The sequence below is a fragment of the Pseudomonas sp. NC02 genome (assembly GCF_002874965.1).
Lineage (GTDB): Bacteria > Pseudomonadota > Gammaproteobacteria > Pseudomonadales > Pseudomonadaceae > Aquipseudomonas.
The window spans coordinates 5,754,364-5,776,210 of sequence record NZ_CP025624.1; the positions used below are offsets into that span (position 1 = coordinate 5,754,364).

A 21,847-nucleotide genomic window follows, 5' to 3' on the forward strand; every position below is an offset into this window, starting at 1 on the left:
GATCGGAAGAATGTAGGTTCTTTATAGCCCGCCAACCCGGTCAGCAAAGTGACTGCTAACTGACAGCGCCGTCAGTAAAGTCCGACCATTCGTACGAGCAGTGGTTAAAGATCCAAGGCGCGCAGGTATACTGCGCGGCGGTGTGGCCTGCAAGTCGGGCCCGCGTCATTTTCAGTACTCCCCGGAGCCACCATGAATTCCCCGACACAACCCGCTGTTGAAGCGGTCGACATCGACCAACAGGCCAACCCTGACAGCGTCGAAGGCGAAACCAAGGCCGAGATCCCGGCGTTCAAGTTTCCGTTCAAGCCGGGCGAACTGGCCGGGGCGAAAAACGCCAGCCAGCCGTGGTACAAAAACGGCGCCAAGAACGGCCACACCAAGAGCCCGGGCATGGCGCCTCCCGGCACCCGTCGCTCGATGGGCAAGCGCTGACCGGTAATAAATCCTCCGTAATGGAGATTTATGCCTACAACAGTTACTGACGTTTCGCCTTGTAGGCCTGCGGCCAATTCTTGAAAGCTTGCATGACACCCGCTTGCCCCGACTCTTTCGCTCGGGGCTGGACGTGGTAAAGCTGGTTTTCTGGAAAAGGACGTCCCCTGTGGTTCTGATACGCACCTGTGTCGTGCTGTTGTTGTCGCTGATGGCCAGCGTTTTCTCCACCACTGCGGCCAGCGGTCAACCACGGCATGAAATTCGTTTCGCCGTTGCTGCGCAATTTCCACCCTTCCAAAGCCGCAATCAACATGGCCAGCTTGCAGGGCTGAACATCGAGCTGGGCAATGCCTTATGCATACAGCTCAATGTGCGGTGTACCTGGGTCGACCAGGTCCTTGTGGAAAACTTCCCCGCCCTTGAAGCCAGGCAATTCGACGCGATCATGGGCATGGCCCCTACACTGAAACGGCGCCAGCGGGTGAATTTCACCGATAACCTTTATCCGATCACCACGCGCCTGGTGGCCCGCAAGACATCGGGGTTGAAGCCGACCCCACGGTCACTGAAGGGCAAGCGCGTGGGCGTTCTGGTGGGCAGCAACCGCGAAGCCTTCGCCCTGTCGAAGTGGGCGCCCAAGGGGGTCATCGTCAAGGCATTCTGGCGCAATGACGAGCTGATCCGCAGCCTGCTGGCAGGCGACATCGATGCAACATTGCAAGGCACCGTGGAAATCCGTGAGGCGCTGCTCGACACCGCTGATGGTCAGGTTTTCGACTTCCTCGGCCCTCACGTCTCCACCGAACTGCTGGGTAACGGCGTGGCGATCGCACTGCGCAAGCCCGACACCGCTTTGCGCAGCGCCCTCAATCACGCCCTCGAGCAACTGAAGCAGAGCGGCGAATACCAACGCATCATCGAGCCCTACCGGCTGGACGCGCCGCTCTCCAGACCGTAATGGCCAATTAATTGCGCGGAACATGAGCTGGATCAGTATTTGCCCAACCGGTGCGCTTAGAGTCGACGCCCTGCCGACTCCTCCAACAATCACGAGCGCGCTTTTCCATGAAGATCAATCTGCCGGTCACCGGTCGAAATGTGGATTTTGCCCCCGACGCCAATATCCTCTCGACCACCGACCTGACCAGCGCAATTACCTACGCCAACCAGGACTTCATCGATATCAGCGGCTACACCCGCGAGGAGTTGCTGGGCACGCCGCACAACCTGCTGCGTCACCCGGACATGCCGCCCGCGGCGTTTGCACACATGTGGCAGGTATTGAAAAGCGGTCGCTCGTGGATGGGTATGGTGAAAAATCGCTGCAAGAACGGCGATCACTATTGGGTCAGTGCCTATGCCACGCCGGTCACCCGGAACGGCGTGACGGTGGAGTATCAATCGGTGCGCACCAAGCCCGATGCACGGCGGGTGCTTCGGGCCGAACGGGCCTATGCCCGCCTGCGTGCCGGCACTCGGCGAGCACGGCCCGTGGTGGGCATGACCTTCAAGCTGTCGGCATGGGTCCTGGGGGCTTGCGCCACAACCTGGGCATTGGGCCTTGGGCTGGCGACTTATCCGCTGACCTGGCAACTGCTGGCGGGAACGGCGGCCTGCGCCGCGGGGGTAGCGGGTGTGCATGGCTTGTTACGGCCCCTGGCACAGTTGAACCAGCGGGCACGGCTGATTGCCGATAACCCGCTGAGCCAGGCGATCTACACCGGGCGCAAGGACGAGTTCGGGCGTATCGAGTTTGCCATGCAGATGCTGGAGGCCCAGGTGGGCGCGGTGGTCGGCCGGATTGGCGATGCATCGCAACGTCTGTCCGGCCATGCCGCGGCGCTGGTGCAACAACTGGACAGCAGCCACACCAGCAGCCTCGGCCAACAGACCCAGACGGATCAGGTCGCCGCCGCGATCAATCAAATGGCCGCCAGCGTGGCGCAAGTCGCCGAGCACGCGTTGCAGGCGTCCAGGGCCGCAGACCAGGCCGGCAGCGAAACCCGCGAGGGCCATCAACGTGTGGATGAAAGCCGCGACGCGGTGCTGCGTTTGTCCGAGGAACTGGCGCGGGCCACCGACGTGATCCATCAACTGGAAAGCCACAGCGGCGATATTTCCGGGGTCCTGGAAGTGATCCGGGCGATTGCCGAACAGACCAACCTGCTGGCGCTGAATGCCGCCATCGAAGCGGCGCGGGCCGGGGAGCAAGGACGCGGGTTTGCCGTGGTGGCCGATGAGGTACGAGGCCTGGCCCAGCGTACGCAGGATTCGACCAATGAGATCCAGCGCATGATCAGCACCCTGCAAGGCGGCGCCCGGGATGCGGTGCAGGCGATGGCGCAAAGCAGCCAGCATGTCGAGGCCAGCGTCGATCAGGCCCAGCGCGCCGCTGCCGCACTGGATGGGATCAGCCAGCGAGTGACCCGAATTACCGCCATGAGCCAGCAGATCGCGGCGGCGGTGGAAGAACAGAGTGCGGTGAGCGAAGACATCAATCGCAACATCATCGGCATTCGCAATGCCGGGGAAGTGACGGTCAGCGCTGGCCAGCAGAGCCAGCTCAGCTCAGGGGACGTGGCGGGGCTGGCGGATGACTTGCGGCGGTTGGCGGAGGAATTCTGGGGCAAGCGGCGCTAGCGCTTAAGCCGCCCGCAATGAAATGAAGGCGTAGTTCGCCGGCACCTCGGTGGCAATCCGGGCGCCGGCATCCAGCAGTTGCTCGGCAATGTCCATCCCGGACACATGAAACACCCACTCATTGGCCTGCACGACTTCTTGCGTCGCCAACTCGATCGCCTGGGCAAACAGGCCCATGTCGGGCAAGTACGCGGTAAACCCATCGCCCTTGAGCGCCGTGGTATGGATGCCCAGCAACCCGCACACGGCTTCCTTGGCCTGGATATCATCGCGGTCAGCCTGGCGTGAGCGGCGGATCAACTCGGCCAGCTCCTTGTCCATCAACTCGCCCCCCACGATCAGCGCCGGCCCCTGCTCCCAGGATTCCGGCGGGCAGTCCTTGGCTGCCGGGTTCAACGGGATGTGCGGATTGATCTCCATCGGGTAGATGCGGCACACCAACGGCCGCCGCTCGTAAATGCGGCAACGGTCGTCTTCGTCAAGATTCCGGCAGCGCCCGGCGTTATAGGCGGCAAAGGTGATTGCCACATACGCCTCGGTATTGCCGCTGGGCACGATGGCGGAACGGCGTTGTGCGTGGTCACGTTGCAACTCGGGCAGCCCCAGGCCACTGCCCAGGAAACCTTCCACCAGCAGGATGACATTACCGCCGTCAGCCGCCCAGCTTCGGGCTTCTTCGAGGGTCAAGGGCACATGGTGGTCGGTGCAGCATTTGCCGCAACCGACGCAGGAAAAATGGGTATTCATGGAGGATCTGTCACCAGGCAAGGTCAGAAGGCACTCATGAACGGTGGCGGGTTTTTGCCTCTGTTCACCGTTCTGCCTCTGTGCAAAGCAAGTTATGCGCCAGCGCCGTCAGTCCTCGGGGACAAGGTCGCGAAGCACAAACACCATGCCCACACGTTCATACAGCCGCCGTGCCCGCAAGTTGGACTCCAGCACCTTGAGGTCGACAAACGCTTCGCCGCGTTGCTTGAACACCTGGAAGGTGTGCAGCAATAACGCACGGCCCAACCCCATGCCCTGGGCACAGGGGTGAATGGCCAGGTTCTTGATGTAGGCGCTGGTCCAGCATTGGGACACACCCAGAATGCCGCTGGCGTTACTCGCCACCAGGCACAGTTTTGGGTCGAACTCGGCATCGGTAACGAACTGCTGGCGCCAGTGCTCAAGGGAGCCGACGCGTCCGCCGCCTTGTTCCTGGGCCAGGCTCAATACCGCGTGGATCGCCGGGGCCATGGCTTCGCGGTAATGATCCAGCTGGATATCCGCCGGCCACTGCGGGGCGGGCAGGCTGCCGGTGAGGTCGCGGCGCAGCAGCTGGAAATATTCACCCACCGGTCACAGGCCCTGTTGCGCCACGGTCTGGGCGGCTACCACCAGGCACTTGGTCAGTTCCGGCGAAGAAAACTTGGTGAGTACCGCATTGGCGCCGGCCAGGCGGGCTTTTTCGCTGTTCATCGCACTGTCCAGGGAGGTGTGCAGCAGCACGTAGAGGTCCTGGAAGTCCGGGGTTTCCCGCAGGGTACGGGTGAAGGCGTAGCCGTCCATTTCGGACATTTCGATGTCCGAGACCACCACGTTGATTTGCTCGACGGTGCCTTGCAGCTCCAGCAAACGGTCAATGGCCTCCTTGGCGCTGCGGGCGGTGTGGCAGGTGAGGCCGAGGTTGCGCAGGGTGTGCACCGACTGCTGCAGGGCCACCTGGCTGTCGTCCACCACCAGGATTCGGGCGTTGCCCAGCACTTCGGCTTCTTCCATGGTCAGGTCGGTGGGCGCCGCTTCGATCTGCGCCGGGGCGATGCCGTGGATGACTTTCTCGATGTCCAGCACTTGCACCAGGGCGCCTTCGACCTGGGTCACGCCGGTGATAAACGAACGCGTACCGCCGGAACCAAACGGCGGCGGGCGAATGTCGGTGGTCAGGCAGTGCACGATCTTGCTTACCGCCTGCACATGCAGGCCCTGCTTGGAACGGCTTACATCGGTGACGATCAGGCAGCCGCCGTCCGGGTCTTGCAGGGGCATTTCCCCCAGGGCGCGGCTCAGGTCGATCACCGACAACGCGGTGCCGCGCAAGGTGGCGATGCCTTTGACGTGGGGGTGCGACTCCGGCAGCTTGGTCAGCGGCGGGCAGGGAATGATTTCACTGACTTTCAGCAGGTTGATCGCCATCAGCTTGCCGCTGCGCAAGGTAAAGAGCAGAAGCGAGAGTGAATCTGCGCGGGCTTTGGTGGTGGACATAAAAACCTTCTGTGGATCAGGGATGACGATCTATAGACCGTTATCGACTTGCACGCTGAAAACTGTAGGAGCGGGCTTGCTCGCGAAGAACCTGAGGGCGCTGTGTTTATCCAGGCTGCCCGCGTTATCGTTGACGCTTTTCGCGAGCAAGCTCGCTCCTACCTACAACAAGCAGTCGTCAGCCCTTCCACACCTGCGGGTTTACCAGATCCTGCGGACGCTCGCCCAGCAAGGCGCTGCGCAGGTTTTCCAGGGCGCGGTTGGCCATGGCTTCGCGGGTCTCGTTGGTGGCCGAGCCGATGTGCGGCAGGGTCACGGCATTGCTCAGTTGGAACAGCGGCGACTCGGACAGCGGCTCCTGCTCGTACACATCCAGGCCGGCACCACGGATGGTCTGGTTTTGCAGGGCCTGGATCAGCGCCGGCTCATCCACCACCGGGCCACGGGAGATGTTCACCAGGATCGCACTGGATTTCATCAGGCCCAGCTCGCGATGGCTGATCAGGTGGCGGGTTTTCTCGCTCAGTGGCACCACCAGGCAGACGAAGTCGGCTTCGGCCAGCAACTGGTCGAGGCTGCGAAACTGCGCGCCGAGTTCCTGTTCCAGTTCGGTCTTGCGGCTGTTGCCGCTGTACAGAATCGGCATATTGAAACCCAGGCGACCCCGACGGGCGATGGCCGCGCCGATGTTGCCCATGCCGACGATACCCAGGGTCTTGCCGTGTACATCACAGCCAAACAACGGCGCGCCGACGCTGGCTTTCCACTGGCCGGCCTTGGTCCAGGCGTCCAGTTCGGCGACACGGCGGGCGCTGCTCATCAGCAGGGCGAAGGCCAGGTCGGCGGTGCTTTCGGTGAGCACATCCGGGGTGTTGGTGAGCATGATCCCGCGCTCATTGAAGTACGCCAGGTCGTAGTTGTCGTAGCCCACCGACACGCTGGAAACCACTTCCAGTTTGCTCGCACCTTCCAGTTGCGCGCGGCCCAGTTTGCGGCCTACGCCGATCAGGCCGTGGGCATGGGGCAAGGCTTCGTTGAACTGGGCGTTGATGTCGCCCTGCTTGGGGTTGGGGGCGATGACATCGAAATCCTGTTGCAGGCGTTCGATCATTTCCGGGGTGACGCGGCTGAAGGCGAGGACGGTCTTTTTCATGGAAGGCGGGCTCATCGACTACGTGGGAATGGCAAGCACGCTAACATTCTTGGGTAGGGCTTGTCAGGCCGCCCCTCACACCCCACTGCCAGACTGTTGCGATTTGGGCAACAGTCATTATCTTGTTACACTCTGTATCGCACCGCTCACCTGCGCTAATTTGTCGCATCGATGAGCGCAGCGGTTAAGACCGACCCGCTCTCCCCCGATTTCCCTCGACTTATTTCCAGGGCTCTACACTGGGAATCTGTCTTAAAGCCGCTGAGTTCAGCGGCTTTTTTTTGCGCTGAAAAAAGGCCAGGAACCCCAACAACACTGGCCGGTTTCGATTGACCCAAAGGAGCTCCACCGGTGAAAACCTCGCTGACGTTCACCCCGTTATTCCTCGCGATTGCTGCAACGATCGTTCCCCTTGCCCACGCGGCAGACACCCCGGCCACCGACGGCTTCGTCGAAGGTTCCAGCTTCAAGATCAACACCCGCAACTACTACATGAACCGCGACCGTCGCGACATTCACACCGATGACAGCAAGGAATGGGGCCAGGGCTTCATCGGCATCTTCGAATCCGGCTACACCCCCGGCATCGTCGGCTTCGGCCTGGACGCCAACGCCATGCTCGGCCTCAAGCTCGACGGCGGTGGCGGCACCGACGGCTCGAGCATCCTGCCGGTAAGCTCCGGCAACGGCAAAGCGCCCGGCTCGTTCTCCACCGCCGGCGCCACCCTGAAAATGCGCGCCTTCGACACCGAACTGAAAGCCGGCGACCTGTTCCTCAACAACCCGGTGATTGCCGGCGGCATGACCCGCATGCTGCCCCAGACCTTCCGCGGCGTGAGCCTGACCAACCACAGCCTGGACGGCTGGATGTTCGAGGGCGGCCAGGCCAGCTTCACCAAGCTCTACAACCAGAGCGGCCGTCGCCGCATCGGCACCAGCTACGGCGCATTGCCCAATGGCGAAGACAGCCGCCACCTCGACTGGGCCGGCGTGTCCTTCAGCGGCGTGCCGGGGCTGACCAGCAACCTGTACGCGTCCGAACTCAAGGACATCTGGAACCAGTACTACTACGACCTGGACTACACCTGGCAGTTGAACGAGCTGGTCAGCCTGAACCCGGGCCTGCACTACTACCACACCCAGGAGACCGGCAAAGCCTTGCTGGGCAACATCGACAACAACACCTACAGCCTGCATTTCACCGTGGGCGTGGGCAATCACAGCGTTACCGCCGCCTACCAGCGGGTCAACGGCAACACGCCGTTCGACTACATCAGCCAGGGCGACAGCATCTACCTAGACAACTCCCAGCAATACTCCGACTTCAACGGCCCCAACGAGCGCTCGTGGAAGCTCAAGTACGCCTATGACTTCGTCGGGCTGGGCCTGCCGGGCCTGACCTCGGCAGTGTCTTACATCAGCGGCAAGACCGACCTGACCACGGTCGATCCGGACAGCCGTGGTCACTCATCCTGGTACAGTGCCGACGGCAAGAACGCCAAGCACTGGGAACGGGACATCGACCTCAAGTACGTGGTGCAAGGCGGCAAGGCCAAGGATCTGGCCGTGCGCCTGCAATGGGCGACCAATCGCGGCGGCAATGGCTACGCGGCAGTGGACCGGGACGTGGATGAGTACCGCGTGATCGTCGACTATCCGATTGACGTTTTTTAACCTTCAGGCTTTCTTTTAGCGGCGACGACTTATTTTTCACAGCATGGAACTAAACTGCCAGCATCTTGAGTGCCGAAGCCAGTCCCATGAGTCAACGCCGCGCCTTCACCCTGCCTGCACGCCCGGAGCTTTTGCTGATTCTGGGCAGTGGCCTTACTGTCGTGCTGATCGTGGTCATCGTTGCCGTACTGCTGATCCGCGAACACGCCAGCGCCTTGCAGGCAGCCAAGCGTTCCACCAGCAATATCACCCAACTGATCAATGCCGATGTGCTGCGCAACGTCGAGCTCTACGACCTGGCGCTGAACGGCCTGATCACCGCAACCACTCGCGATGACCTGCCCCAGGTTTCCGCCGAAGTCCTGCATATGGTGCAGTTCGACCAGTCCACGGCCGCCCCTTTCAAAGGCGAAGTCCTGCTGCTGGACAAAACCGGCGCGGTCACCGCCGACTCTTCCACGCTGACCCCCACGCCACGTAATTTCGCCAATCGCGACTATTTCCAGATCCACCAGCAGAACCCCGATGCCGGGCTGTTCATCAGTCGGCCCTTCAAGATTCGTTGCGACTGCGATCAAGTCTGGCGCATCGCCTTCAGCCGCCGGGTGCCCGGACCCAATGGCGAGTTTGCCGGTGTGGCGGTGGCAACCATGCGCCTGGCGTATTTCGACCAGTTGTTCAATAGCCTGACCATCGGCAGCGGCAGCAGCATCAACCTGCTGAATAACGACGGCATCCTGTTGGCCCAGCAGCCGCTGCTCGAAAGAGACATGATCAACAAGGACCTGAGCGCGCGGCCCAACTTCAAGCGAATGCTGCGCGAAGGCAGCGGCAGTTTCAGCGCCATCTCCGCCATCAGTGGCGCGCAACGGCTGTACACCTTCACCAGCGTCGGCGCGCTGCCGCTGATTGTGGTGGTGGCGTTGTCGAGCGATGACGTGTTTGCCGCCTGGAAGCGCGCCGCCCTGCTGATCAGTGGCGCCACCGGCGTACTGTGTGTGGGGCTGTTGTGGCTGACCTGGATGCTGCGCCTGGAACTGCGCCGCCGCTATCGCGCCGAGAAGGTGTTGTCGGAACTGGCGGCCACCGACGGCCTCACCGGCCTGGCCAACCGCCGCACCCTCGACCAGCGCCTGCGCCTGGAATGGGAGCGCGCGCAACGCTCAGGCGAGCCACTGGCCTTGCTGATGATTGATGTCGACCACTTCAAGGCCTTCAACGACCGCCATGGTCACCAGGGTGGCGACGAGGCCTTGCGCAACGTGGCCCGGGTCATCGGCAGCAATATTCGTCGCCCCGCCGACCTGGCCGCGCGCTACGGCGGTGAAGAGTTCGCGGTGATCCTGCCGGATACCGACGGCGAGGGCGCTAGCACCATCGCCGAACATATCCGCAGTGCGGTGGAGCACTTGCCACCGGCAGACGGCGACGCCCTGTCGGTCACCGTCAGCGTCGGGCTCAGTGCCTGGGACAAACGCAGCCGTGGCTCGCTGGAAGAGCTGCTGCTGAGTGCCGATCGGGCGCTGTATGACGCCAAGCATTCCGGGCGCAACCGCATCGTTCACAGCCAGGCCACATAAGCCGTTATCAGCAACTACGCTAAGGGCATCCTCGAAGCAGAAGTACGCCCGATGAGCCCAGGCACTACCCGCCCGCCCCGCCCCACCCACCGTCCGGAGCTGCTGCTGATCATCGGCAGTTGCGTCACGGTGCTGCTGATCATGCTGGTGGTCGCGGTGCTGCTGATTCGCGAACACGCCAACACGTTGCAGGCGGCCCAGCGCACGGCCAATAACATCACCCAACTGATCGACGCCGACGTGCTGCGCAACGTCGAGCTGTACGACTTGTCGATCAAAGGCCTGATCGCCGCCACCGAACGCACTGATTTGGCTGGGGTATCGGCCGGCATCCGTCACCTGGTGCTGTTCGACCGTTCGGAAGCGGCGCCCTACAAAGGCGACATCCTGTTGCTGGACAAGGATGGCAACGTGATCGCCGACTCAGCCCTGCAGACGCCCAAATCCGCCAACTTCGCCGACCGCGACTACTTCCAGGCCCATCGGCAGAATCCCGACCTGGGGCTGTTCATCAGCCGGCCCTTCATGGCGCGCTGCGTGTGTGATGACCAATGGCGTATCGCTTTCAGCCGCCGGGTTTCCGGGCCGGATGGGCGATTCCTCGGCGTGGCCGTGGCCACCATGCGCCTGTCGTACTTTCAGCAACTGTTCCGCAGCCTGAATATCGGCAGCGACAGCACCATCAACCTGATCAACCAACAAGGCATCCTGCTGGCCCAGCAGCCGTTGCTGGAACGGGACATGATCGACAAGGACCTCAGCCAGCGGCCCAACGTCGCGCGCATATTGCACGAGCGCGACGGCAACTTTCGCGGCACCTCCAGTGTGGATGAGGAGCACCGCCTGTATACCTTCTCAACGGTGGGCGATTTACCGCTGATCGTCGTCGTAGGGCTGTCCACGAATGACATATTCGCCCCCTGGAAGCGCGCAGCACTGGTGATCAGCGGCGCCACCGGGATTTTGTGCATCGGCCTTTTGTGGCTGACCTGGATGCTCTGCATGGAATTGCGCAGGCGCCACCGTGCCGAACAGGTGCTGTCAGAACTGGCAGCCACCGACGCGCTCACCGGCCTGGCCAACCGCCGCACCCTGGACCAGCGCCTGCGCCTGGAATGGGACCGCGCCCAGCGTTCGGCCGAGCCGTTGACGGTGCTGATGATTGACGTGGACCACTTCAAGGCGTTCAACGACCGACATGGCCATCAAGGTGGCGACGAGGCACTGCGCACGGTGGCGCAGGTGATCGAGGGCAATATCCGCCGCCCGGCCGACCTCGCGGCTCGCTATGGCGGGGAAGAATTTGCAGTGGTGCTGCCGCATACCGACAGCCAGGGTGCACGCGTGATTGCTGAACATATCCGCAGCAGTGTCGAACACCTGCCGCGAGTGGGCGGGGATACGGTGCCAATTACCGTCAGCATCGGCCTCAGTACCTGGACCAAAAACAGCCGCACCACGCTGGAGGAATTACTGCTCAACGCCGATCAGGCGCTGTATGAGGCCAAGCATACCGGGCGTAATCGCGTTGTTGATGCCGGCGCTTTAAAGCCGTGACGCGAAGCGTCACAGGAGGCGTTACCACGCAGAGCGTAGGAACGATCAAAAAAAAGGCCACCCGAAGGCAGCCTTTAAAAACAAAAGGAAAGAGAGTTGTTACTTACACCGCCGCGACGGGACGCATGTAAGAGATCGGTGCGGTGCTGGCATCTTCGAAGGTCACGACTTCCCAGGCATCTGTCTGTGCAATCAGCTTGCGCAGCAGTTGGTTGTTCAGGGCGTGGCCAGACTTGAAGCCTTTGAACTCGCCTATCAGGCTATTGCCCAGCAGGTAGAGGTCACCGATTGCATCGAGGATCTTGTGCTTCACGAATTCGTCTTCATAGCGAAGGCCGTCTTCGTTCAGTACACCATCCGCGTCGACCACAATGGCGTTTTCAACGCTGCCGCCGAGTGCGAGGTTGTGCTTGCGCAGGTACTCGATGTCACTCATGAAACCAAAGGTACGGGCGCGGCTGACTTCTTTTACGAATGAAGTGCTGGAAAAATCCACGCTTGCACTTTGGGTGCGGTCACGGAATACCGGGTGATCGAAATCGATCTCAAAGCTCACTTTAAAGCCTTCGAACGGGACGAAGGTGGCGCGCTTGTCGCCGTCTTCTACTGTCACTTCCCGCAGAATGCGAATGAACTTCTTGGCTGCGTCCTGTTCTTCCAGGCCGGCAGATTGAATCAAGAATACGAAGGGTCCGGCGCTGCCATCCATGATCGGGACTTCGGACGCGGAGAGCTCGACGTAGGCGTTATCGATGCCCAGACCGGCCATGGCCGAGAGCAAGTGCTCCACCGTGTCCACTTTGACGTCACCGTTGACCAACGTGGTCGACATCGTGGTTTCGCCAACATTTTCCGCGCGAGCAGGTATCTGCACCACAGGGTCCAGGTCGGCACGAACAAACACGATGCCGGTGTCGACAGGTGCGGGCTTGAGGGTCAGGTATACCTTCTCCCCGGAGTGCAGACCTACACCTGTGGCACGGATAATATTCTTCAGGGTGCGTTGTTTAATCATGGCTTGGACCGCTTCAGCGCAAATTGCGAACTGGTATCAACAAAGGCTGGCGATAATAGCAGACCAGACCTTTGCTGAACACCAATCACCTTCATAGCCCTGATACATTCCATTAATCGGCCTGACGACGCAGGAAAGCCGGGATGTCCAGGTAGTCCAGGTCATCTTGCGGATTCGGGCTGCGGGATGCAGCAGCACCGGCCTGAGCCTGGTTGCGCATCACGGTCGGACGATCCAGGTCACGATAGTTCACAGACGGCAGTTCCTGGCGCGAAGGCGCTGGAGCGGCAGCTTGCTGGCTGGCGTGGCTGGTATGGACGGTGTTGTCGATGACCTTTACAGGCTTCTCGATTTTCGCACCCAGGCCGGTCGCAACAACGGTCACGTGCAGTTCGTCGCGCATGTCCGGATCGATAACGGTACCGACCTTGACCATGGCGTGCTCGGAAGCGAAGGCTTCGATGATGCTACCCACGTCGGAGTACTCACCCAGGGACAGGTCAGGACCGGCGGTGATGTTCACCAGGATGCCGCGTGCGCCTTGCAGGTTCACGTCTTCCAGCAACGGGTTGCGGATGGCCGCTTCGGTAGCTTCACGTGCACGGTTCGGACCGCTGGCGCAGCCAGTGCCCATCATCGCCATGCCCATTTCGCTCATCACGGTACGTACGTCGGCAAAGTCGACGTTGATCATGCCCGGACGCTTGATGATGTCGGAGATACCGCGAACGGCACCGGCCAGTACATCGTCAGCCTTGGCAAACGCAGACAGCAGGCTTGCGTCCTTGCCGAGGATGGTCAGCAGCTTCTCGTTGGGAATGGTGATCAACGAGTCGACGCTTTCGGACAGCAGACGGATGCCTTCATCGGCGATCTGCATGCGCTTGCGACCTTCGAACGGGAATGGACGGGTCACGACGGCAACCGTCAGGATCCCCATTTCCTTGGCCACTTCGGCAATGATCGGCGCAGCACCGGTACCGGTACCACCGCCCATGCCCGTGGTGATGAACACCATGTTGGTGCCTTGCAGCACTTCAGCGATGCGCTCGCGGTCTTCCAGGGCGGCTTGACGGCCGACTTCCGGATTCGCGCCGGCACCCAGGCCCTTGGTCACGGCTGTGCCCAATTGCAGGATGGTGCGTGCACCGATGCTTTTGAGGGCCTGGGCGTCAGTGTTGGCGCAGATGAATTCAACGCCTTCAATGTTGCTCTTGACCATGTGGTTGACAGCGTTGCCGCCGCCACCGCCGACGCCGATCACTTTGATGACCGGGCTTGCGGGGATGTTGTCTACGAGTTCGAACATTTTCCCTCTCCTTTCATTTCTCTAGTTTTTTCGCCTACTACTTGAAACGGTGTTGCGGTAAATCTTTAGAAATTGCCTTTCACCCAAGCCTGCAACCGCTCGAACAACGGCGCTTTCGCTTCGTCGTCGCTTCTGTAGCTGTCGCGGTTGCTCGGGCCCGACAGGGAAATGCCGTCGGTCTGCTTTTGCAGCCCGTACAACAGCAAGCCCACACCGGTGGAATAAATCGGGTTGCGCACTACGTCGCCCAGGCCTTTCACGCCATGGGGCACGCCCAGGCGGACTGGCATGTGGAAGATTTCCTCGGCCAGTTCGACCGCGCCTTCCATCTTCGAGGTGCCACCGGTCAGCACGATGCCGGCCGGAATCAAATCTTCGTAGCCGCTGCGGCGCAGTTCAGCCTGGATCAGGGTGAACAGTTCGTCGTAGCGCGGTTCGACCACTTCGGCCAATGCCTGGCGCGACAGTTCGCGCGGTGGACGGTCGCCCACGCTTGGCACCTTGATGGTTTCACCAGCACCGGCCAGCTTGGCCAGGGCGCAGGCGTAACGGATCTTGATTTCTTCGGCGTACTGGGTCGGTGTGCGCAACGCCATGGCGATGTCGTTGGTCACCTGGTCACCGGCAATCGGGATCACGGCGGTGTGACGAATCGCACCCTCGGTGAAGATCGCGATGTCCGTGGTGCCGCCGCCGATGTCCACCAGGCACACGCCCAGTTCTTTTTCGTCGTCGGTCAGTACCGAGTAAGCCGAAGCCAACTGCTCGAGAATGATGTCGTCGATTTCCAGGCCGCAGCGGCGCACGCATTTTTCAATGTTCTGTGCAGCGTTGACGGCGCAGGTCACTACGTGAACCTTGGCTTCCAGACGTACGCCCGACATGCCCAGGGGCTCGCGAACGCCTTCCTGGTTATCGATCACGTAGTCCTGCGGCAGGGTGTGCAGCACGCGCTGGTCAGCCGGGATCGCGACGGCTTGCGCTGCGTCGAGTACCCGCTCCAGGTCGGCCGAGCTGACTTCGCGGTCGCGAATCGCCACGATGCCGTGGGAATTCAGGCTGCGGATGTGGTTGCCGGCAACGCCGACAAATGCCGAGTGAATCCGGCAACCGGCCATCAGCTGCGCTTCTTCGATGGCGCGCTGGATCGATTGCACGGTGGATTCAATATTCACCACCACGCCCTTCTTCAGGCCCCGGGACGGATGCGTGCCGATTCCGACGATTTCCAGCGTGCCGTCGTCCGCGACCTCGCCTACCAGCGCCACCACCTTGGAGGTGCCGATATCCAGACCGACGATCATTTTGCCGCTTTGCACGTTTGCCATGGGTCCTGCCTCTTCTTAATTCTTCGCGACAGCAGGTTGCGCTGCCGTGGGCGCCGCAGGGGCCCGCCAGCCGACGGCAAGGCCGTTGGCGTAACGCAGGTCGATGCTCGCAATGTTCGTAATCTGTTCTTTCAAGGTCTTTTCATAGATGGCGATAAAACGGCGCATCTTTTCCACCAGGTTGCCGCGTCCCAGCAACAACTCGATGCCCGGGCCGGAACTGCCTGCACCCGTGGTCAAAAACCAGCTGCCCCGCTCGCGCAATTCCAGTCGCGCAATCGAGAAGCCCAACGGCCGCAGCATCTGGCTCAACGCCTGGTACTGCTGCATCACTTGCTGCTGCGCCCGCTGCGGTCCGAACAACTGCGGCAGGTGCTCGTAATTCGCCACTTCGCGAGGTGCAAACGCCTGGCCCTGGTTGTTCAACAGCGCACCATCACCCCAACGGGCCACGGGCAGTTGTTCTTCCAGGCGGATCGTCACTTGATCCGGCCACACGCGACGTACTTCGGCGTGGGCAATCCATGGCATCTGTTCCAGCTCGGAGCGCATGCCTGCCAGGTCGATGGTGAAGAAGCTCGACGCCACAAACGGGGCGATTCGCTGCTGCACGGCTTGCTGGCTGATGTAGCTCAAGTCACCCTGCACGCTGATCTTGGTGATCGGCCGGTCGGCATACGGCAGCAGGCGCTGGGCGCCTTCATACGTACCGAACCCCAGGGCCACCAGGATCACCGGCCAGAACAGCGCCTTGAGAAAACCAAAGTTGGCTTTCGGCATGCGCGCCGACATCGGCTCTTTAGCCACCATTCGGCTGGCACCACGCGGCACCGGCTTGCGGCCGGGAGCGGGTTGCTGATGACGAAGCGATGCGCCGTTCATGGTCTTAGCCTCGTGGCTCTATGCTTGCTGCCAGGATCGCCAGCACCAACTGCTGGAAATCCAGGCCGGCGGCACGAGCGGCCATGGGTACCAGGCTGTGGTCGGTCATCCCGGGTGCAGTGTTGACTTCCAGGAACCAGAAGTTCCCCTGGTCATCCTGCATCACGTCTGCCCGCGCCCAACCGGCGATACCCAGCGCCTCACAGGCTTTCGCCGTGAGGTCCATCAATTCCTGTTCCTTGGCTGCGTCGAGGCCGCACGGGATCCGGTACTGGGTATCGGAGGCCACATACTTGGCGTCGTAGTCGTAAAAGGTGTGGGGCGTGCCCAATGCGATGGGCGGCAATACCTGGCCACGCAGAGTAGCGATGGTGAACTCGGGACCTTGAATCCACTGTTCCACCAACACTTGCGAATCGTAGGTACTGGCCGCTTTCCATGCGTCAATCAATTCGGCGGCTGAGTTCACTTTAGCCATGCCGATACTGGAGCCTTCATGGGCTGGTTTGACGATCAAAGGCAGGCCCAGTTCCTTGGCTGCAGAAATACAATCGTCTTCGCTGCACAGCACGCTGTGACGCGGGGTCGGAATACCCAGGCTGTGCCACACCTGCTTGGTCCGCAACTTGTCCATGGCCAGGGCCGAAGCGAGGATGCCGCTGCCGGTATACGGAATGCCCAGGCACTCCAGCAGGCCCTGCATGCTGCCGTCTTCACCGCCACGGCCGTGAAGAATGATGAAGGCGCGGTCGATCTTCTCGGCCTGCAGGCGCGACAGGAAGTCATCACCCACGTCGATGCCGAACGCATTCACACCGGCACTTTGCAGCGCTTCCAGCACGGCATTGCCGGACTTCAGCGACACTTCACGCTCAGCGCTCTTGCCACCGAACAGCACCGCAACCCGGCCGAAGTCGGCAGGTTGAATGGTCGAGAACAGGGAGCCGTAGTCAGTGGTCATTTCGACTTCCCCTGTGCGGCGGCAAACAGCGGGCTTGCCAGCAATTTAGGGGCGAGGCCACCGATGTCACCGGCACCCTGGCACAGCAGGATGTCGCCGGCACGCAGCAGCGGCTTGACGATCGGCGCCAGGTCCACACCACGCTCGATGTAGATCGGGTCCAACTGGCCGCGTTGACGGATGCTGTTGCACAGCTTGCGGCTGTCGGCACCCGGGATCGGTTCTTCACCGGCCGGGTAGACTTCCATCAGCAGCAACACGTTGGCATCCGCCAGTACATTGACGAAATCGTCGTACAGGTCGCGGGTACGGCTGTAGCGGTGCGGCTGGTACACCATCACCAGGCGGCGTTCCGGCCAGCCACCGCGTACGGCCTTGATCACCGCTGCCACTTCGGTCGGGTGGTGACCGTAGTCGTCCACCAGCATCACGTTGCCGCCGTCCACCGGCAGTTCGCCGTAGACCTGGAAGCGACGACCCACGCCGGCAAAACCCGACAGGCCTTCGACGATGGCTTCATCGCTGACGCCTTCGTCGGAGGCGATGCAGATGGTCGCCAGGGAGTTGAGTACGTTGTGGTTGCCCGGCATGTTCACCGAGACATCCAGCGGCTCGCGGTCAGGACGCAGCACGGTGAAGAAAGTCTGCATGCCTTGCTGGCGCACATTGATCGCGCGCACGTCGCAGTCTTCGCTGAAGCCGTAGGTCACGGTCGGACGCTTCACCAGCGGCAGGATTTCGCGCACCACCGGATCGTCCAGGCACACCACGGCCAGACCGTAGAACGGCAGGTTGTGCAGGAACTCGACGAAGGTTTTCTTCAGTTTGTTGAAGTCACCGTCGTAGGTCGCCATGTGGTCGGCGTCGATGTTGGTCACCACGGCTACCAGCGGTTGCAGGTGCAGGAAGCTGGCGTCGCTTTCATCGGCTTCGGCGATCAGGTAACGGCTGGTCCCCAGTTGTGCATTGGTGCCGGCTGCATTCAGGCGGCCACCGATGACGAACGTCGGGTCCAGGCCACCGGCGGCGAACACCGAGGCGATCAGGCTGGTGGTGGTGGTCTTGCCGTGGGTACCGGCGACGGCGATGCCGTGGCGGTAGCGCATCAGCTCAGCCAGCATTTCGGCACGCGGCACTACGGGAATGCGGCGTTCAAGGGCGGTGGCCACTTCCGGGTTGGAGGTGTTCACAGCGCTGGAGACCACCAGCACGTCGGCTTCGGCAGCGTTCTCGGCGCGGTGGCCGATAAAGATTTTTGCGCCAAACGATTCCAGGCGCTCGGTGACCGGCGACATTTTCAGGTCGGAGCCGGACACCTGGTAACCCAGGTTCAGCAACACTTCGGCGATCCCGCACATGCCCACGCCGCCGATACCGACGAAGTGGATGCGACGGATGCGGCGCATTTCCGGTTGCGGCATGGCTTTCTGATTCTCAACCATGGGCCACCTCCAGGCAGATATCGACCACGGTGCGGGTTGCGTCAGGTTTGGCCAGGCGGCTTGCGGTGCTCGCCATGCTGTTCAGTCGTTCCGGTTGCATCAAAACCTCGGTCAGGCGTGCGGCCAAATCGGCGGCGCCAGTCGTTCTTTGCGGCAGCAGGAAGGCAGCGCCCTCCCCGGCCAAATATTCGGCGTTGCGGGTCTGGTGATCGTCGATCGCGTGGGGCAAAGGCACCAGCAAGGACGGCAGACCGGCGGCGGCCAGTTCACTGACGGTCAACGCACCTGCGCGACAGACCACCAGGTCGGCCCAGCCATAGGCTTGGGCCATGTCTTTGATGAAGGGCTGCACATTCGCCTCCACACCCGCATCGCGATAACGCGTCGCGGTCACTTCATCGTGGTTCTTGCCGGCCTGATGGAAGATCTCCGGGCGCAGCTCCACGGGGAGTTGCGACACCGCTTCAGGCAGCAATTTGTTCAACGGTTCGGCGCCCAGGCTTCCGCCCAGGATCAACAGGTGCGCCTTGCGACCGGCCAATGGCTGGCGGGCGATGTCCATGAACAGTTCGGTACGCACCGGGTTGCCGGTGGTACGCAGCTTGTCCGCGGCACCAAAGGTCTTCGGAAACGCCTCGCATACCCGTGCAGCCAAGGGCACCAGCAGGCGGTTGGCAGTGCCGGCCACGGCATTCTGCTCGTGGACGATCACTGGCACGCCGGCGAGTCTTGCCGCAACACCGCCCGGGCCGGTCACGTAGCCACCAAAGCCCAGCACGCATACCGGCTTCACTTCGCGGATCACCTTGCGCGCTTGCCACACGGCCTTGAGCAACACGAACGGCGCCTTCAGCAGGGACAATTTGCCCTTGCCACGCAAGCCGGTGACGTTGATCAAATGCAGCGGCAAGCCGGCATTCGGTACCAGATCATTTTCGATGCCCCGCGGCGTACCGAGCCAATGCACGGTGTAGCCACGGTTCTGGAACTCACGGGCACAGGCCAGCGCCGGGAACACGTGGCCACCGGTGCCGCCTGCCATGATCAGCACGTTAGCGCCCATGGTTCGGCTCCTCGGCGAAGTCGCTTTCGCTGAACTCCATCTCTTCGCTGCCCAGGTGGGTCCGACTCTCCCACTCGATACGCAGCAACAACCCGAGACAGGCGCAGCAAATCACCAACGAGCTGCCGCCGTAGCTGAGGAACGGCAAGGTCAGGCCCTTGGTCGGCAGCAGGCCGACGTTCACCCCGATGTTGATCAGGAACTGGCCGATCCACAGGAACGACAAGCCGTACGCCACGTAGGCGGCGAAATATTGCTTGGCCTTTTCGGCCCACAAGCCGATGTACATGCCGCGAACACACACGAACACGAACAGCGCGACGGTGCACAGCGAACCGACCACGCCCAGCTCTTCGGCGAGTACCGAGAACACGAAGTCGGTGTGGGCTTCCGGCAGGTAGAACTGCTTCTGCACGCTGTTGCCCAGGCCCACGCCCAGCCACTCACCGCGACCGAAGGCGATCAACGCCTGGGTCAACTGGTAGCCGGAACCGAACTGATCGGACCACGGGTCGGTAAAGGTAATCAGACGGGCCATCCGGTAGGGTTGCGCCTGCACCAGAATGGTCACGGCGGCCACCGCCAGCACCACCATCAAGGTGAAGCGGAACAGGCCGACGCCGCCGAGGAACAGCATCGCCGCCGCCGCCCCCATCATTACGACGGTGGCACCGAAGTCCGGCTCCATCAGCAACAGGCCGGCCATGGGCAGCAGCACGATGAACGGCTTGAAGAAGCCCATCCAGCTTTCGCGTACTTCTTTCTGGCGCCGCACCAGGTAGCCGGCGAGGTAGATCACCACGAACACCTTGGCGATTTCCGACGGCTGCACGTTGAACGCACCGAAGCCGATCCAGCGCATCGAGCCGTTCACCTCACGCCCGATGCCGGGCAGGATCACCATCACCAACAGGCCGAAGGCGCCCACCAGCATCAGCCAACCCAGGCGCTGCCAGGTGGCGATCGGGATCATCATGGTGACGATGCATGCGCCAAGGCCAATCACCAGGTACACCAGGTGACGGATCATCATGTACAGGGTGTTGCCCGATTGCACCGCAGCCACTTCCGAGGAGGCCGAGGTGATCATCACCAGGCCCAGGCCCAGCAGCGCGAGGCAACCGGCGAGCATCGGGAAGTCCAGGTCGATACCGCGCCCGGTAATGATCGGCGACGGGTACGGCTTGATGATGTTACGGAAATTGATACTCATGCCAAGGCCTCCACGGCGCGGGCGAACAGCTGGCCGCGCTCTTCGTAGTTCTTGAACATGTCGAAACTGGCGCAGGCAGGCGACAGCAGCACCACGTCGCCCGGCTGAGCCAAGGCTTTGGATTGGGCGATGGCATCGTCCAGGGACTGCGCGCGCACCTGCGGTACGGCGTCGCCCAGGGCATCGGCGATCAGGCCGGAATCACGGCCCATCAACACCACGGCGCGGCAGTTGGCGGCGACCGGGCCTTTAAGGTCCTTGAAGTCGGCACCCTTGCCGTCGCCACCGGCGATCAGCACGACCTTGCCCTGAATGTCGGCACCCAAGCCTTCGATGGCAGCGAGTGCCGCACCGACGTTGGTGGCCTTGGAATCGTTGTAATAGCCAACACCATCCAGCTCGCGAACCCACTGGCAGCGATGCTCAAGGCCGGCAAAGCTGCGCAGGGCCGAGAGCATGGCGTCGAACGGCAAGCCAACTGCGTGACCGAGCGCCAGCGCCGCCAGGGCGTTGGCCTGGTTGTGGGCACCGCGGATTTTCAGTTCGCGCACCGGCATCAGGTTCTGGAATTCGAAGGCCAGGTATTTCTCGCCGTTCTCTTCCCGAAGGCCGAAGGCCTTGAAGTCAGGCTTGTTCAGGCCGAAGGTCCAGCACGGCAGACCTTCGCCGATCAGCGGACGGCTCAGGGCATCCTGACGGTTCACCACCACTTGCCGCGCGCCACGGAAGATCCGGTGCTTGGCCAGGTGATACGCCGGCAGGCCGCTGTAGCGGTCCATGTGGTCTTCGCTGACGTTGAGCACGGTGGCCACTTCGGCGTTGAGCTGGTCAGTGGTTTCCAGCTGGAAGCTCGACAGCTCCATCACGTACAGCTCGACGTCGTCGTTGAGCAGGTCCAGCGCCGGCGTGCCGAGGTTGCCGCCCACGGCCACGCGCTTGCCGGCCGCAGCCGCCATCTCGCCCACCAGGGTGGTCACGGTGCTTTTGGCATTGGAACCGCTGATGGCCACGATCGGCGCCTTCGCGTTACGCGCGAACAGCTCGATATCGCCGGACAACTTCACGCCACGGGCCGCCGCCGCTTGCAGGGCCGGGGTCGCCAGGGCCAGGCCGGGGCTCACGTAGAGCTCATCGGCACGGCATAGAAACTCGACATCCAGCTCGCCACAACGCACTTCCACGTGCGGGTAGTCACGGCGCAGCGTGACCAGCTCCGGTGGATTTTCCCGCGTATCGGCCACGGCAAACGACGTGCCCCGGTTCGCCAGGAAGCGAACCAGGGACATGCCGCTCTTGCCGAGGCCGACAACGATGCGGAAGTGGTCTGAAGCGATCAGGGACACTCGTT

Annotated in this window: 19 protein-coding genes and 1 pseudogene; 7 read left to right on the forward strand and 13 right to left on the reverse strand. The window is 62.0% G+C overall.

Features of this window, described 5'->3' with window-relative positions:
* Positions 1–192 precede the first annotated feature (192 nt).
* The 4 genes and pseudogenes from C0058_RS27015 to C0058_RS27025 all read left to right on the forward strand — a co-directional run bounded on the left by C0058_RS27015 (position 193) and on the right by C0058_RS27025 (position 3,078).
* Positions 193–435, forward strand: coding sequence for a hypothetical protein (locus C0058_RS27015; RefSeq protein ID WP_003216247.1), 243 nt, complete (start codon positions 193–195; stop codon positions 433–435).
* 169 nt (positions 436–604) lie between these two features.
* Positions 605–1,396 (forward strand): transporter substrate-binding domain-containing protein, encoded by a 792-nt coding sequence (locus tag C0058_RS27020; protein ID WP_008434195.1) that lies wholly within the window; start codon positions 605–607, stop codon positions 1,394–1,396.
* A gap of 107 nt (positions 1,397–1,503) precedes the next feature.
* A pseudogene (locus tag C0058_RS33340) lies at positions 1,504–1,785 on the forward strand (PAS domain-containing protein); the annotation flags it as partial.
* A gap of 153 nt (positions 1,786–1,938) precedes the next feature.
* Positions 1,939–3,078 carry a methyl-accepting chemotaxis protein gene (locus C0058_RS27025; RefSeq protein ID WP_371857031.1) on the forward strand — a complete coding sequence of 380 codons (1,140 nt, stop codon included), beginning with the start codon at positions 1,939–1,941 and terminating at the stop codon, positions 3,076–3,078.
* A gap of 3 nt (positions 3,079–3,081) precedes the next feature.
* Here C0058_RS27025 and C0058_RS27030 read toward each other — a convergent pair whose 3' ends face one another.
* From C0058_RS27030 to C0058_RS27045, 4 genes are all read right to left on the reverse strand, one after another.
* Positions 3,082–3,825, reverse strand: a complete 744-nt coding sequence (locus C0058_RS27030) for a YkgJ family cysteine cluster protein (RefSeq protein WP_102369882.1) — start codon at positions 3,823–3,825, stop codon at positions 3,082–3,084.
* 108 nt (positions 3,826–3,933) lie between these two features.
* Positions 3,934–4,416 carry an N-acetyltransferase gene (locus C0058_RS27035; RefSeq protein ID WP_003216240.1) on the reverse strand — a complete coding sequence of 161 codons (483 nt, stop codon included), beginning with the start codon at positions 4,414–4,416 and terminating at the stop codon, positions 3,934–3,936.
* A gap of 3 nt (positions 4,417–4,419) precedes the next feature.
* On the reverse strand, positions 4,420–5,322 hold the full coding sequence (locus C0058_RS27040; protein ID WP_102369883.1) for a chemotaxis protein CheV: 903 nt from the start codon (positions 5,320–5,322) through the stop codon (positions 4,420–4,422).
* Between the two features lie 178 nt (positions 5,323–5,500).
* Entirely contained in the window at positions 5,501–6,475 is a 975-nt protein-coding gene (locus C0058_RS27045) for a D-glycerate dehydrogenase (RefSeq protein WP_102369884.1), read from the reverse strand.
* 351 nt (positions 6,476–6,826) lie between these two features.
* Between C0058_RS27045 and C0058_RS27050 the strand changes: the two genes are divergently transcribed.
* The 3 genes from C0058_RS27050 (at position 6,827) to C0058_RS27060 (ending at position 11,286) form a co-directional block, all read left to right on the forward strand.
* Entirely contained in the window at positions 6,827–8,149 is a 1,323-nt protein-coding gene (locus C0058_RS27050) for an OprD family porin (protein WP_102369885.1), read from the forward strand.
* An 86-nt stretch (positions 8,150–8,235) separates the two neighbouring features.
* Positions 8,236–9,729, forward strand: coding sequence for a sensor domain-containing diguanylate cyclase (locus C0058_RS27055; RefSeq protein ID WP_102369886.1), 1,494 nt, complete (start codon positions 8,236–8,238; stop codon positions 9,727–9,729).
* A 51-nt stretch (positions 9,730–9,780) separates the two neighbouring features.
* Positions 9,781–11,286 carry a diguanylate cyclase gene (locus tag C0058_RS27060; RefSeq protein WP_102369887.1) on the forward strand — a complete coding sequence of 502 codons (1,506 nt, stop codon included), beginning with the start codon at positions 9,781–9,783 and terminating at the stop codon, positions 11,284–11,286.
* 103 nt (positions 11,287–11,389) lie between these two features.
* Here C0058_RS27060 and lpxC read toward each other — a convergent pair whose 3' ends face one another.
* The 9 genes from lpxC to murD all read right to left on the reverse strand — a co-directional run bounded on the left by lpxC (position 11,390) and on the right by murD (position 21,842).
* On the reverse strand, positions 11,390–12,301 hold the full coding sequence (gene lpxC / locus C0058_RS27065; RefSeq protein WP_003216227.1) for a UDP-3-O-acyl-N-acetylglucosamine deacetylase: 912 nt from the start codon (positions 12,299–12,301) through the stop codon (positions 11,390–11,392).
* A gap of 112 nt (positions 12,302–12,413) precedes the next feature.
* Positions 12,414–13,610, reverse strand: coding sequence for a cell division protein FtsZ (gene ftsZ / locus C0058_RS27070; RefSeq protein ID WP_003216225.1), 1,197 nt, complete (start codon positions 13,608–13,610; stop codon positions 12,414–12,416).
* 65 nt (positions 13,611–13,675) lie between these two features.
* On the reverse strand, positions 13,676–14,938 hold the full coding sequence (gene ftsA, locus C0058_RS27075; protein ID WP_003216224.1) for a cell division protein FtsA: 1,263 nt from the start codon (positions 14,936–14,938) through the stop codon (positions 13,676–13,678).
* 15 nt (positions 14,939–14,953) lie between these two features.
* A complete protein-coding gene (locus C0058_RS27080) occupies positions 14,954–15,820 on the reverse strand; it encodes a cell division protein FtsQ/DivIB (RefSeq protein ID WP_023659197.1) in 867 nt (288 codons plus the stop codon).
* Between the two features lie 4 nt (positions 15,821–15,824).
* The gene (locus tag C0058_RS27085) at positions 15,825–16,781 is read right to left on the reverse strand and encodes a D-alanine--D-alanine ligase (RefSeq protein WP_003216220.1); all 957 of its coding nucleotides are present in this window, start codon (positions 16,779–16,781) and stop codon (positions 15,825–15,827) included.
* The gene (gene murC, locus C0058_RS27090) at positions 16,778–18,223 is read right to left on the reverse strand and encodes a UDP-N-acetylmuramate--L-alanine ligase (protein WP_003216219.1); all 1,446 of its coding nucleotides are present in this window, start codon (positions 18,221–18,223) and stop codon (positions 16,778–16,780) included. The genes C0058_RS27085 and murC overlap by 4 nt, the downstream gene beginning before the upstream one ends.
* Positions 18,216–19,286, reverse strand: a complete 1,071-nt coding sequence (murG, locus tag C0058_RS27095) for an undecaprenyldiphospho-muramoylpentapeptide beta-N-acetylglucosaminyltransferase (RefSeq protein ID WP_003216217.1) — start codon at positions 19,284–19,286, stop codon at positions 18,216–18,218. The genes murC and murG overlap by 8 nt, the downstream gene beginning before the upstream one ends.
* Complete coding sequence (gene ftsW, locus C0058_RS27100; RefSeq protein WP_003216215.1) at positions 19,276–20,499, reverse strand: putative lipid II flippase FtsW; 1,224 nt, start codon at positions 20,497–20,499, stop codon at positions 19,276–19,278. Before ftsW ends, murG begins: the two co-directional genes overlap by 11 nt.
* The gene (gene murD / locus C0058_RS27105) at positions 20,496–21,842 is read right to left on the reverse strand and encodes a UDP-N-acetylmuramoyl-L-alanine--D-glutamate ligase (RefSeq protein ID WP_076014386.1); all 1,347 of its coding nucleotides are present in this window, start codon (positions 21,840–21,842) and stop codon (positions 20,496–20,498) included. Before murD ends, ftsW begins: the two co-directional genes overlap by 4 nt.
* Positions 21,843–21,847 lie beyond the last annotated feature (5 nt).

Coding starts and splice junctions, on each gene's coding strand:
- ftsZ (WP_003216225.1), bottom strand. CDS start 13,610: ATGTTCGAACTCGTAGACAACATCCCCGCAAGCCCGGTCATCAAAGTG.
- C0058_RS27055 (WP_102369886.1), top strand. CDS start 8,236: ATGAGTCAACGCCGCGCCTTCACCCTGCCTGCACGCCCGGAGCTTTTG.
- C0058_RS27015 (WP_003216247.1), top strand. CDS start 193: ATGAATTCCCCGACACAACCCGCTGTTGAAGCGGTCGACATCGACCAA.
- C0058_RS27085 (WP_003216220.1), bottom strand. CDS start 16,781: ATGACCACTGACTACGGCTCCCTGTTCTCGACCATTCAACCTGCCGAC.
- murG (WP_003216217.1), bottom strand. CDS start 19,286: ATGGGCGCTAACGTGCTGATCATGGCAGGCGGCACCGGTGGCCACGTG.
- lpxC (WP_003216227.1), bottom strand. CDS start 12,301: ATGATTAAACAACGCACCCTGAAGAATATTATCCGTGCCACAGGTGTA.
- C0058_RS27030 (WP_102369882.1), bottom strand. CDS start 3,825: ATGAATACCCATTTTTCCTGCGTCGGTTGCGGCAAATGCTGCACCGAC.
- C0058_RS27045 (WP_102369884.1), bottom strand. CDS start 6,475: ATGAAAAAGACCGTCCTCGCCTTCAGCCGCGTCACCCCGGAAATGATC.
- C0058_RS27060 (WP_102369887.1), top strand. CDS start 9,781: ATGAGCCCAGGCACTACCCGCCCGCCCCGCCCCACCCACCGTCCGGAG.
- C0058_RS27040 (WP_102369883.1), bottom strand. CDS start 5,322: ATGTCCACCACCAAAGCCCGCGCAGATTCACTCTCGCTTCTGCTCTTT.
- murC (WP_003216219.1), bottom strand. CDS start 18,223: ATGGTTGAGAATCAGAAAGCCATGCCGCAACCGGAAATGCGCCGCATC.
- ftsA (WP_003216224.1), bottom strand. CDS start 14,938: ATGGCAAACGTGCAAAGCGGCAAAATGATCGTCGGTCTGGATATCGGC.
- C0058_RS27025 (WP_371857031.1), top strand. CDS start 1,939: ATGACCTTCAAGCTGTCGGCATGGGTCCTGGGGGCTTGCGCCACAACC.
- C0058_RS27080 (WP_023659197.1), bottom strand. CDS start 15,820: ATGAACGGCGCATCGCTTCGTCATCAGCAACCCGCTCCCGGCCGCAAG.
- ftsW (WP_003216215.1), bottom strand. CDS start 20,499: ATGAGTATCAATTTCCGTAACATCATCAAGCCGTACCCGTCGCCGATC.